9 protein-coding genes and 3 pseudogenes are annotated in these 12,803 nt (G+C 32.5%); 4 read left to right on the top strand and 8 right to left on the bottom strand.

Features of this window, described 5'->3' with window-relative positions; genetic code table 11:
* Positions 1-15: 15 nt before the first annotated feature.
* Positions 16-483: a hypothetical protein gene (locus tag J416_RS14070; protein ID WP_003474127.1), complete on the bottom strand. Its 468-nt coding sequence runs from the start codon at positions 481-483 to the stop codon at positions 16-18.
* A gap of 454 nt (positions 484-937) precedes the next feature.
* Here J416_RS14070 and J416_RS14065 point away from each other — a divergent pair, with 454 nt between their 5' ends.
* The 3 genes and pseudogenes from J416_RS14065 to J416_RS16360 all read left to right on the top strand — a co-directional run.
* Positions 938-1,783: a hypothetical protein gene (locus J416_RS14065; protein WP_003474124.1), complete on the top strand. Its 846-nt coding sequence runs from the start codon at positions 938-940 to the stop codon at positions 1,781-1,783.
* A gap of 266 nt (positions 1,784-2,049) precedes the next feature.
* Positions 2,050-2,292: a helix-turn-helix domain-containing protein gene (locus J416_RS14060; protein WP_003474123.1), complete on the top strand. Its 243-nt coding sequence runs from the start codon at positions 2,050-2,052 to the stop codon at positions 2,290-2,292.
* A gap of 213 nt (positions 2,293-2,505) precedes the next feature.
* Positions 2,506-2,941, top strand: a pseudogene (locus J416_RS16360) (transposase); the annotation flags it as partial.
* An 88-nt stretch (positions 2,942-3,029) separates the two neighbouring features.
* On the opposite strand, the gene J416_RS14050 reads toward J416_RS16360, so the two are convergent.
* The 7 genes and pseudogenes from J416_RS14050 to J416_RS14020 form a co-directional block, all read right to left on the bottom strand.
* Entirely contained in the window at positions 3,030-3,218 is a 189-nt protein-coding gene (locus tag J416_RS14050) for a hypothetical protein (protein ID WP_040513707.1), read from the bottom strand.
* A 261-nt stretch (positions 3,219-3,479) separates the two neighbouring features.
* Positions 3,480-5,468 (bottom strand): hypothetical protein, encoded by a 1,989-nt coding sequence (locus J416_RS14045; protein WP_040513705.1) that lies wholly within the window; start codon positions 5,466-5,468, stop codon positions 3,480-3,482.
* Between the two features lie 20 nt (positions 5,469-5,488).
* Entirely contained in the window at positions 5,489-7,123 is a 1,635-nt protein-coding gene (locus J416_RS14040; RefSeq protein WP_040513702.1) for an SIR2 family NAD-dependent protein deacylase, read from the bottom strand.
* A gap of 549 nt (positions 7,124-7,672) precedes the next feature.
* A complete protein-coding gene (locus tag J416_RS14035; protein ID WP_003474120.1) occupies positions 7,673-8,386 on the bottom strand; it encodes a hypothetical protein in 714 nt (237 codons plus the stop codon).
* Complete coding sequence (locus J416_RS14030; protein WP_003474117.1) at positions 8,338-9,537, bottom strand: hypothetical protein; 1,200 nt, start codon at positions 9,535-9,537, stop codon at positions 8,338-8,340. The genes J416_RS14035 and J416_RS14030 overlap by 49 nt, the downstream gene beginning before the upstream one ends.
* 63 nt (positions 9,538-9,600) lie before the next feature.
* Positions 9,601-10,124, bottom strand: a pseudogene (locus J416_RS15875) (IS3 family transposase); the annotation flags it as partial.
* Between the two features lie 143 nt (positions 10,125-10,267).
* A pseudogene (locus tag J416_RS14020) lies at positions 10,268-11,421 on the bottom strand (IS3 family transposase).
* Positions 11,422-11,614: 193 nt separating this feature from the next.
* Between J416_RS14020 and J416_RS14010 the strand changes: the two are divergent.
* Positions 11,615-12,803, top strand: a 1,189-nt coding sequence (locus tag J416_RS14010) for a site-specific integrase (protein WP_003474114.1), incomplete at its 3' end; no start/stop codon positions are given.

The raw sequence follows: 12,803 nt of genomic DNA, 5'->3' as shown, positions 1-12,803 counted from the left end.
GGACAAAAGAAGGAGCTAATGAAACCCCTCAATAATTTTCGGGGGAGATTCAGCAGATTTTAGTTTAGTGGATTTTTGTGCAGACGATTTTCTGCTTCGAACCTTCTTCTTATGGGGGAATAATCTCTGAACAATAAGATGGTTCTCTACCTCTATATAAACATTGATACTATTTCCCTCTTCTTGCATAAACTTTAAAAATAGTAAGATCAACTTCACTTTTTTCTTCAAAATTTGCATAGATTTATGTTTATATCGATGAACACGATCCAAATACTCGATATACTGAGTACAAACTTGAATCGAAAGTTTTTGCCACGCTTTTCCATGATAAAGATAAAAGTCAACAAGAATATTTTCATAAAACTTTTTCGTCTTGTTGTTTGACACACTCATTTGACCAATAAATTCTCGGATTAAATGATGATTGCTATCCCTTTTTGGAGATAAAGCCTGCTCATCTATTTTTTTTGCTGCTTCCAACTAAATACCTCCCTCAACAAAAAATAATTATCCATCAGAATTTTTAAACTGTGTTAAAATGATATTAATAAACTTTGAATGGTGGCTTAAACAAACAAGGAAAGGCACAAAAAAAATGCCTGGCATTATTTTGCCAGACATTTACAAAAATATTCGTGGAATCCCATTTCTACGAATATTTACTTTATCATACTAAAGGATGTTTCTAAAAACATCTCCAATTTTAAGGTTATGAAATGTTACTGAAAGGAGTGTTGTCATGATGTTTAATACTCAAATCAGCAAATTCATATTTCATCTTAACACACAAGTCTGGCAACTTAAACACTTTTTTATAAAATTTTTAGATGTTATTATCGTAACCTTAAAAGTGAGTAAAAAAACGGTTAGACTTAATTATGTCTAACCAAGAGAATGCTGCTAAGTAGTTTTATGATAGTACTTGGTGAATCGTATGACTAGACCAAGTTCAAAAAGCGGCATTATTCAACAAATAATAAACCGAGATATTACAGAGGAAGAACTGTTTCGAAAAATAACGGATAATAGAGGAAGAAGAATTTTAGATTTTCCTGAATTAACTAACCTAAAACAACACCCTTCCTTGCTAAAACAGTTCTTACTCACGTTATCTCTGGAGGGAAGATTTCGAATACTACTAGCAAGGGAAATGTTGGGGATGCCCCAAAACAGTTTTGTAATTAAATTCGGCCTTAATAAGAATATTATTCGAGCCTTACAGGGGCATTATAAGCTTGCAGGTGCAACAAATAAGGGTACTATTCGTGATATTATTAAAGAGGACCAACCAAAACTTGAAATATTGGCGACTTTATTTCTATTTACACGCATTCCTATAACGTGGATGCAACAAGAAAAGCCAATTATAACGCCATTTTGGTATCTATACCCTTTTGAAATTCTACTTGATGCCTATATGACTATAGACCAATTGCATCAATTTTTAAAGACAACTGAAGATCATGCCATTAATGAAGTTACGGTGCATACAAGACCTAATTTCCCTTATGTTTATGATGTGAGAGGCGTTATCTTAAACATTGATTCAGAACTTGTTTATTTAAAAACCTTATTTTATGAGGGCGGTGGCATTATTGTCGAGTTATTTAATGACAATCAGCTTAATACAATAATTAAGTTAAAAGACCTCTTATTCTCATACGGTCCTATTAATTTAGGATATTGTGAAACCGTAGTAGAGGGTCAATTTACTATGATGATTGTTGCTAAAAGTCGAGCGAATAAAATGCCTATTCCAAAAGAATTTAGACCATTTTAATTACTACTAAGGTTGGACTCATTTGAGTCCAACCTTTTAATGTGTTTCGAAGAAGATAAACCTCTTGTGAAAAGGAGGATGTTTATGAGAAAACAGGTTAAAAACCGACATGAATCTGAAAATGTAAGAAGAAAACACGCCTTAGACCTTATAGAAACATGGTTAAAAGAACATAAAAAACCCCAGTAATTATAAACAAAATATAACTGATGAGAAGAAATAACATTATATTTAATAAATGATTTATTATTAGGAGGCCTATATGCATGAGTAATAAAGAAAATAATAAATTTTCAACTTGGGATTCATTACCTGATACATTAACGGCACTTCACATTTCGCAATTTTTACAAATATCTAGAAGAAGAGTGTATGAACTATTTCACACGCACGTCGAAAAAGGCGGTATACCTAATTTTGAAATAGGTGCATCAAAAAGAGTTTCAAAAGAAGATTTTAAGAAATGGATTTCATTAAAAATGAAGGAGAAAAACGACGTCAACTCATAAATTAACGTTAATAATTAATTGATCATTGGTAATTTATTTAGGAATTTTAGTTAAGTCTGGATTAGTGTACATTGGAGCTTCTATATATATTCTACCGCAAAGACCAGTATTATGTATCACTCGGTAGTGTAAGTAAGAATACATACGGTTCTTGTTTACACAGTTTTTTAAGTTGATAGAAGTTGAGTATTAATAAGGAGCGACGTAATTTATATGGCAAAGCCAAAAAGAAATCCTTACTCCGAAGAATTAGCGAACAAAGTCATTAAAGATTATCAACCCGAATCCGAGAAAGACATGCAACATGCGTTAAAAGACATATTGGTCCAATGTTTGAGTCGATGTTAAAAGGAGAAATGACTCAACATTTAGGTTATGATTCGAATAACAAGAAACCCAAAGAAACGATAAAAAGACGGAATGGCTATGGAAAAACTGGTGAAGGGGTATTGGGTAACTCGAGTTCATCATAGATCTTATGAGCCAAAACTTGTCCCAAAAGGGATATTTCATACATCGGAGGTAAAATCATCTCTATGTACGGTCTCATCGAGATATCTCATCTACCATTGAAGATATTTATGGCTTCTCTGCCTCGCATGAAATAATCCCCGATACTACGGATACAGCACTTCTTGAGCTAGAAGATAGCAAAAAACCGTCCTTTGGGAAAGTTAAATGCTTGACAATACTAATATAAATTAATGTTGTTTAACTGCGTAGTAGTTTTGTATTACTTATTTTATGTCCCACTTCCCTTTACAGTCAGGGCATTTCCATTTCACAATTCGGTCTTTTTCTATATCTGAAATCCCTATTTTTCGAGTAAACTGTGTAGCATTATAAGATCCTTGTTGTTCTTCCGGTATAGGCTCTCCTCGCAAATCAGTATTACAAAGTGGACAATTCTCTTTACTGTTCTTCATCAAGTCATATCCTTTCATTTATTTGGCATTTCTCCTCATAAGAATTAGGGTTATGGTTTTACCACAATCGCGCCAAATGCAGGAAATCGTTTCCTATTGAATAGTATCGTTGTACTGCGTAATAAAAATTACATTATTCCCGTTCCAACTTCCTCTTTAATTCAATATCAACAATCTGACCTGCGTCAACTACATTTCCCCCAAAAATACCTCATTTTAACTGAGCGCCACTAAAAATGTCAATTAAAACCATAAGAATTTTTATACTTTAATATCTTCCCACATATACCTAACTTCTTTTAATTTAGAATATCTTAACTCTTCAATTATTGAGTCTAAATCCTTTGGAATACTAATCCCATTTTGAATTAGCTTATCATAATATTTTCTTATTAAAATTGATAAACTGTAAATAGTATCAATTAGCTCTCTGTTGGATTCATTAAATGACAAGTCCAATTTATCTATACTTTGCCTAAAAGCTTTAATGATTCCACTTCTATAGTGCTCTTGGATAAGAAGTGGATGATCAATTACAAATATCAATTTGGAGATAACCATACTACTTCTGGATAAATCAAAGTACTTCAATGAATTGATTAATTCAGTAAGGTGATTTGAAATTTTTATGTTCTTTACAGATTTTTTCTCAAACACCAATAAAAGATTAATTACATTCATTACCTGACCTAACTCATCCCTCTCGCCAATTACTGCTCTGTTCATAAGGTTATCAATATCCGCTTCAATGCTTTCAACTTTAGTTACTTTTTCTATGATATCTAAAGAGGAAGATGTAACATTATTGTCCTGTAAGAGGTTCTTAACATTCTCTACTTCAACAACTACATCTTCAGTATATACTTCAGACAAATATGCTTGAGCTGCAAGCATTGCAACAAAATCACCTAATCTAACAAACCTCTTTCTGCCTTTTTTTTCAGTACCGAAAAAATCATACTTCAATGTTAGTAATTTCTTTTCGTTATCCAAATACTCATAGATGTAGTTAATTATTTTTATAAAAAAATCACTTGTCCATGAAAACTCATATAAGACCTTTCCGTTTTTGCTAAAATCAGATATCCTTCTAAAGCATTCTATATATTCATCTATTCGAATATCAATTGTGGCTATCCCCGAAATTGATCCTTCTTTCACAGATCGAATAAATCGTGGATTTTCTAAAAAGTTCATATAAAGGTTCCCGAAATCAACATTATCGGGATAGGGTAAATTGTTCCATATCCAGACATAGAAGTTACTAGTTTTAGGGAATCCTAAATCATTTCTTTGTCCCCAAAGGGTTTCGGCAATTTTACTTTTATATTTACCAAGGGTAGCAACTGAATTTATTAAAATAACTTTGGTAATACCCTTATCTCTAGTTACTCCATCACTTGATTCAATTTCTTCAACAACTTTGTTGAAGACACCATCTGATATTTCAATATGATGGTCAATGTACGCATCAATATCTAAAAATTCGATTAGAAAATGGAATGGAATACTATCTGATGACAATAATTCATGAAGATAATGTGAGAGAATATCTGAACTCATTGAAAATCGAATTCTCCTGAAAAATTCTGTAAGTCTCCTTGAATCAATATCATCTATGTCATCTAGCAGCTTTCTCTGTTCTATTATTTTCTCGCTCAAGTTGATTACTTTATCATCCTCCATTACGATGGAGAACCTTGATAGAATATCATAGATAGTTTCTTGCGTAATAATTCGGTTCCTTCTATTAAAACTATCTTCATAATTAAATTTATCAACAAGCTTAAATAGCTGGTCAGAAATAGTTTCAATCCATTCTACATCCGATGATACTATCAATTCCCTTGTGAAGAATGCATTTATAATCTTCATATCATTGGTACGGATAATTGATGACCATTTCCAAGTTGGATTTGAACTTGTTGGAATTATCCCCTTTAAAGCTAATGCCAGTATTTCTTTATGATCACTAAAAGTATTCGGTAGACATAATAGATCCTGAAACATTACATATTTTAAAGGCTTAGATACAGCATCCTGTTCTTTTTTGGTTGCTGTCCCATAACTAACTTTGTATGTACCCGGATTGAAACCAGGTTTTTCACCCCTTGATTCATTGTAAGCAAGTAGAAGCGAATTACTGACATCATTTTTTATTTGGTTGTATATATTTCTTACGTTATAGTCATTTGAATAATACTCTTTATCCGAGAAACTATCATCAAAGGATTCACTCATTCCAGACATCAAAGATCTAGCACATAAGTTTAGATACCTTTTAGTGAAGCAGTTTTATGCTCAGAATACTTCTTCTGGGCCAGAGCCGCTGAAACTTTTCTTAATAGATCTTTTCCCTTTTCTTCTTCACCAATTTGCTTATATAAAAAAACCTTTTTTAACTGTATATCCAAGGACACACCATGATTAATTCTCTCAATTTCTTCAGCAGCTTGAGTGTAATCAAATGATGCAATAAGGAACTTGCATTTCTCTATTAGCAGTTCTTCTTTAGAATAGCCATCAAGATTCGATGATGCCTTCTCTATTTTTGACAACAAGTTATTATAATCTTGGTCCCTTCCATCTATCCGGTACATTTCCAATAAATAGAGAGCTACGTCAACCCATGATGTAAGAAGAGATTTTTCAGTTCTCAATTTCTCTTCATTAAATGCTTCTATCAAGGATTTCACTTTATTTGCTTCGGGATCCTCCAAAATTGAGTAACTTCGTCTCAATAAATACACAATCTTTGATAATGTATGAACTTGCTGGGCACTAGGTTCTAATTTAAGTAGTTCATTGAAGTGCTCTTTTAACGAATATATGAATCTATCTGTTTCTTGGGTACTTGGAAAAGCCAAGTACCCATTTGTCTTATCCTTCATCCTATATAAAAATTCTTCCATAATTTCAAAATACTCACCATCAATAGATTTGTGAAAATCTTGTTTAAGATGCAAGTTCTTATAAGGAACTGGTTCAAAGATTTTTTCTTTTTCTTGCCCATACTCAGTCAACTTATTTAAAAATGCTTCTAAAGCTTCATGATGTCCCACATTCGCTTTTTCATCGAACATATCCCCAATATCTATAATTGTAATGTTCTGGTTCTCAAGTGTCATTTTCTCGGCAGAACTCATGTTTTGAAATAAGCCAACTAAATAAATAGCAGGACAGTTTTCACCCATATTGTCTCTGAGCCACCCAAGCCAACTCAAAAAGTTTGGGTCATCTCCAGAGAATCCGATTAAACATAATTGTGTTTCAAGCATGGCTTGTTGTACTGTATTTACAAGTGGTGCATATTGAACTGGATAGGTACGATAATCCTCTTCACTTATAACGTAGTTTTTTGAACTATCGACACTACCGTGAAGTTTTATTATCCTTGGATGGGTGCTTCCTGGCAGATCATTTTGATTTGTTAGGATTTTATAGTTGAATTTTACGTTAATTTTATCGATTGTTCTTTCCAGTAAAGTATCGTAATTGGTGGTGAATACATCCCTCCAATTCAGTGAAAGGAGCTTCTTGTGCAGATCACCCGGAATGTACTTATCGTCATTGATGTTGCCTTCAATGAATTTGTTAAGTTTATTTCTTCCAAAAACAGATTTGTACTCTTCTGCTAGTTTCAATACATTTTTTCCTGATGTCTTCTTGATCTTTTGAATTTCCCAGTTTTTAATGTCTGCTTTATTTCTCGGTTTCTTATATAACACTTCAAACATTGATACTGCAAGTTCTTCCCAATTTGGTGCAGTTGCTTCATCATCAACTACATCAGCATTCTTTGAAAACCCTGCGCCTACCATGACTGACGCAGCACCATGCAATGCTGGATCATGAAGTCTTTTAGCGATATCTTCAATATATGAGTAAATCAATGTTCCGCTCAAACTATTGCCCCCCATTCCAATATATATTTTTTCCATTATCTAGTTTGACTACATTTTATCATATGGAATATACATGAACCACTTAACGTCGTTATAATTTCTTGTACGAAACTACTTCCTGCTTTAAATCGCAAGAGGGGCTTAGTCTTATATATGAAATCTATACTTAAATGTCCAGTATATAAACTAGCAAACACAGTAACCATAACATTTCTAGCGGATTGTATATTTCAAAGTGTTTTTTCTCTTTATATTGTTTTCAAACATAATTTAAATTGAATTATCCTAAAAACTAGACATTTGACTCTTACTGCGCAGCAAAGTCGATCCGAATTATGGAAGAAGAATCAACAAGTTAGTGAAGTTTTTCTTCTACTTGTTTTAATTTAGAGGTGTTAGATATGAAAGGACGATTACACTGACTGCAATCGTCCTTAGATGGGTTTATCTATTAACAGTATATTTGTACTGTGCAGCAATCAATGATAATTTACTATCTTAACAGAATAGTAGCACCTTTATTATCGATGAATACCTTATAAGAAAATTTTATACTTGTTTTCGTATAAATAAAGAAGCACTAGCACCTCTATTACCTATCTCTTCAAGTTGATAATTAAGTTGATCCAAAAGATAGCTATCTAGTCTGGACTGTAATTGATTTTTTGCATCGTTACTACCATTTGTATAGTTCTTTGCTTCTATTATATAAGAGAACACTTCTTTTCCTTTATTTGGAAAAAATATAATACCATCTAATTCACAACAGTATTTAGACTTATTTGGCTTTCTGATTTTAGTTGCTCCTAGAAAAACAATGACTAATCCCCTATAATTTAACGATCTAACCTTATTTAATGTGACTTTTAGTTCATGGATTAAATCCTTGCTAATATTCTTATTTTCCCGTTTTATTTTATCAATATAATCTTCTATTTGTTCTGAGATGTTCACACTTCCTCTCCCAATAAATACTGGAAGTCCATCTTTATTACTGTTAATTGGATTTTCTAACACATATTCTTTTTCTGTCCCAAAGGTGTATCCTAAAAGATATTTTAATAATTTTGACTTTAATCGATCCTCTTCAGACTGATGTTTTATTTCATAGTTGTTTTCTTTCAGCTCATAATTAAAAGTAATAACTTGATTAACTACCTTTAAGGCAGTTTGAATTTTTTTTGAAGAACTAAGCTTATCATAAATTGAGAATACTAGTTTAAATGATTTTCTTTTTGGAGGATAGCGGCCGAAACTAAACAATTATTATAACCTATAGATTGCATAGTGTTTTGCTCAAACTCCCATAGATCAAACGGAAATGCATTAGGGTTATATTCTACTTCGGAATAAGTAAGGTCTAATAAATGTTTTGTGTCCCAAGTTGGTGTAGTAAATAATAAATCTTTCGATCTCTGAAAAATCACATTAAGTTCACTGGGATTGTCATTATTAGGTTGTAACATTTCATTAATAACACTAATCTTATCAAATTTCACACTACTAGGGACTTTTTTTAGCTCGTTATAGATATCTAGCCCTCTATATGTAGAAACAAGCATAGAGTTAGGTTCTAGATATAAAGATGTTTCTAAAACACTGTTCATTTGCTCAAAAGCATGTTGAAAATTAGAATCTTTACTAATTATTGCCTCTTGATAATCACCTAAATTCAATAATATAGAGGATAAATCAAGATCAAAAGGTATTGGTGCATAATTAGAATCTAATAAAATATAAGAAATTCTTCTAATAACTTTATACACTTCCCAGTACTTTTTTAGATTATCACTTTCATTATCACTATTCATATATTTCAGAAGTAACTTTTTCAAAAAGTCAATAATCTCAGAAGCACCTTCAGCCCTACCATACCGTCCTAAAGAAAACAAAGCATTAATAAAATGAATTTCGTAGTAATTGTTATTTTTAATAATTTCATCTAATAGTACGCGTTCATTTTTTAATAATCCCTTTTTAATTCCTGTTTTTAATTCCCTTATATTTTTCTGAATCATATGCATCCACAACTTTGACGTAGCAAATGTGTCAGGAAAGTGTCCAATATTTGTTAACACTGCTAAACATTGTAATAGTTCAGCAGGGGTCGGAGTCTCATCCATGCTCTCTAATTTTAAACCTTCACAATTATTAATATTACTATTAAGGCCAATGCCTTTTGCATTATTTTTTATTTGGTCGATTAAAGTCCATTGAAGAAAAATATATTCATACCTAGTATGATGTGCGCCTTTTAATAAATATTGCAAAGCTCCCAATTGCTTTGTTGAATGAAATTTCGAGCTATAATTATATTTACTTAAAAAATTATATACTTTAATAGTATGTGGATACATAAACGTTCTCAGAATCCCTTGACCGCTGATATTATAGCTAATTCCTTGCGCTTCCATATAACCTCTCCTTATACAATGTAATTTACTGATATTAGGGTATGTCAACACTAAATCAAATTTTTAAAGGTTCATCAACTTGTTTTCAGTAGGTGTTAGATATTCTAATGATCCATGAATTCGTATATAATTAAACCAATGGACATAATCAAAAAGTTCAAGGTCAAGTTCTTGTTGGTTAGTAAAATAAGCCCCTTTAACGAACTCCATTTTATTCGAGTCGATGTAGATTGTATTTCACGGATGCAAAGGCACGTTGAACTAAGGCAGCACTTTTATGAGATCCCTCACTGTGACCCATTATTTCACGATTATATAAATCTACTAAAACGCAGCTATTTCTGACCAACTCTCACGTACGTTAAATCACTTACTACTACCTTAAGTTCTTGTTCCTGGTCAAACTCTCGATTAAGCGCATTTCCTACTTCTGACTCATTAGATGAAGATGTAGACGGCTTGAATTGAGCAATCGTATATGTTGAAACAAGTCCTTGTTCTTTCATGATTCGTCCAATTCGACGCCTGGAAACAATCCAACCTTTCTTTTTCAGTTCTACTTTGATTTTTCTTTGTCCATAATTATTTCAGCTTTTCTTGTGATATTATATCAACAAAATAGACACAGCGAATAGGGAGAAAGTTGTTTTCCCCTACCGCGCTTCGCTTGTTGGCCTCTCTGGTAGGAAAAGGGAGTCATCCTTTTTCCTACCAGAGAGGATAATATCTTCTACACAGCTGTATTGATTAAGCGCTTGTAATACTTCTTCTCATAGACAATTCGTGACATGTATTCATTTGTTGAATGAATGCGCTTGTAATTATAAAAGCTGACAATATACTCGAAAATACTTCTTTTTGCTTGATTTCTCGTTTTATAGTTTTCATGAAAAATCTGTTCTCTTTTCATGATACCGTGAAAGGATTCGATACAATCATTATCATAACAATTTCCCTTTCTGCTCATGCTTGTAATGATTCCATTCTCACGTAGTAGCTCTTGGTAATCATTAGAGGCATATTGGCTGCCTCGATCAGAATGATGAATCAACCCCTTTGCAGGTGGTTGTGTGACCATTGCTCGCTTTAAAGCTGTTATGACAAGTTCTTTTGTCATTCGTTCTCCCATAGCCCAACCAATAAGGCGGCGTGAATAAAGATCCATAATACAGGCTAAATATAACTATCCTTCGCTTGTCCAAATATAAGTGATGTCGCCTACCCAAACCTGTCCGGGGTGGTCAACTTTAAACTGTTGATTTAATAAGTTTGGGTAATAGGCAAATGATGCTTGGAATTCGTTGTTGCTTTATACTTTTTAACTGTTTTGGATCGAATTTGGTTCTCATTCATAATCCGTGTCACATTCTTTTGAGATACATTAATGCCCTGAGACTTCAATGTCTTAGTAATTTTAGGACTTCCATAGATCTTCCTTGATTCTAAATGAATATGTTTAATGCGTGCCGTAAGACGCTCTCGTCTCTTTTTCTGATCACCTTTTGGTCGGTAATAGCCACTTTTGGAAACACCTAATATTTCGCACATCTTCGCTACACGAAAGTCGTGTCGGTGCTTGTAGATGAAGTCATAGATTACTTCTGGTCTTTTGCGAAGATGCCCATAGCCATTTTTAAGATAGCATTTTCCTCTTTTAGATCACGGGATTCGTTTTTGTAGGTCATTTTCCATCTTTTTTTCAGGTTGTACATAGCCACTACCAACGAAGGTATCATCCTTACTTTGATTGTATTTCTTCACCCAATTATGAAGAATTTGTTCAGCTACATCTAATTCCCGTGCAACTTCCGCAATTCTCTTGCCGTCCTCCTTGACCACACGGACTGCTTGCAATTTTAACTCTTTATCATATGTTTTTCTCATTCTATGGACACTCCTTTAAAATTGTTAATTTCATTATACTTGAGATTCTCCCAATTTACCGTGTCCAATTTTTTGACTAACATCAATTTTATCACCGTTGGTGAAAACAAGACAATTCAAATAAATGTATTACTTTGTTTAAAGTTGGAAATAATGTATTGAAATAACTATGGTGAAGAGGTGGCAAGTAAAAATGAAAGGTCATGTTTATAGAAGAGGATGCATCTGCAAGAAAAGAAAGTGTACTTGTGGCTCTAAATATACCTTCGTAGTTGATATTGGGACTGATCCTAAAACTGGGAAAAGAAAACAAAAATCAAAAGGTGGCTTTAGAACAAAACAAGAAGCTGAAACTGCCTTAGCATCATTAATAAGTGATTTTCAGATGGGTACTTTTATAGAAGAATCTGATGATTTGTTTAAAGATTTTTCTCAAGAATGGCTAACTATATACTCCGAAACCAATATAGTAAAACCAGGAACTATTAGAATAAGACAGCATGAAATTAATAAGCTTCTTACTTATTTTGCACATTTAAAGATTAAAAATATTTCTAGAAATATTTATCAAAATGCCTTAAATGATTTAAAAGAACAAGGGTTCGCAGATAGCACTTTAAGTGGCGTTCATCGTACCGGAAAAATGATTTTTAGAAAAGCCATTGAAATGGAGAAAATTAAGAGGGATCCGACTGAATTTGCTTACCTTAAAAAAGATAAAAAATCTGTTGAAGATTTAGAGAATATGGAAATACCTAAATACTTAGAAAAAGAAGAGTTATATCTTTTTTTACAAACAGCCAAAGAAAAGGGATCATTTTTATATTACTTAATGTTTTTAACACTCTCTTATACCGGAATACGTGTAGGAGAATTAGTTGCACTTAAGTGGAAAGATGTTGATTTTAAAAATCATACCATAAAAATTACAAAGACTTATTATAACCCGAAAAACAACACTCTTAAGTATCAATTAGTACCACCGAAAACAAAAAACTCAAAACGTACTATTAGTATAGATGAAAAAGTAATTAATTGCTTAACAAAACATTGCTTAACAAAACATTTAGCTACACAAACTAAAGTTAAATTAAAAAAACGGAACATGTATTATGATAAAGACTTTATATTTGCAAAAGAGGAACATCACCCTGGGTATCCGATTTTAATCAAAGTTGTTGAAACTAGAATGAAGCGTTTATTAAAATTGGCAAGTCTAAACGAAGTTCTAACACCTCATTCACTAAGACATACTCATACATCTTTACTCGCTGAAGCACGAGTTAACTTAGAAATTATTATGGACAGATTAGGGCATTCTGATGATCAAACAACCAAAAATATATATTTACATGTAACAAGAGATATGAAAAAAGAGGCTT

The organism is Gracilibacillus halophilus YIM-C55.5, from assembly GCF_000359605.1.
GTDB lineage: Bacteria > Bacillota > Bacilli > Bacillales > Amphibacillaceae > Gracilibacillus > Gracilibacillus halophilus.
The sequence above is the reverse complement of the archived record's forward strand: the minus strand, read 5'-3'. Positions and strand labels throughout refer to the sequence as shown.

Coding starts and splice junctions, on each gene's coding strand:
- J416_RS14060 (WP_003474123.1), top strand. CDS start 2,050: ATGAGTAATAAAGAAAATAATAAATTTTCAACTTGGGATTCATTACCT.
- J416_RS14030 (WP_003474117.1), bottom strand. CDS start 9,537: ATGGAAGCGCAAGGAATTAGCTATAATATCAGCGGTCAAGGGATTCTG.
- J416_RS14045 (WP_040513705.1), bottom strand. CDS start 5,468: ATGTCTGGAATGAGTGAATCCTTTGATGATAGTTTCTCGGATAAAGAG.
- J416_RS14065 (WP_003474124.1), top strand. CDS start 938: ATGACTAGACCAAGTTCAAAAAGCGGCATTATTCAACAAATAATAAAC.
- J416_RS14050 (WP_040513707.1), bottom strand. CDS start 3,218: ATGAAGAACAGTAAAGAGAATTGTCCACTTTGTAATACTGATTTGCGA.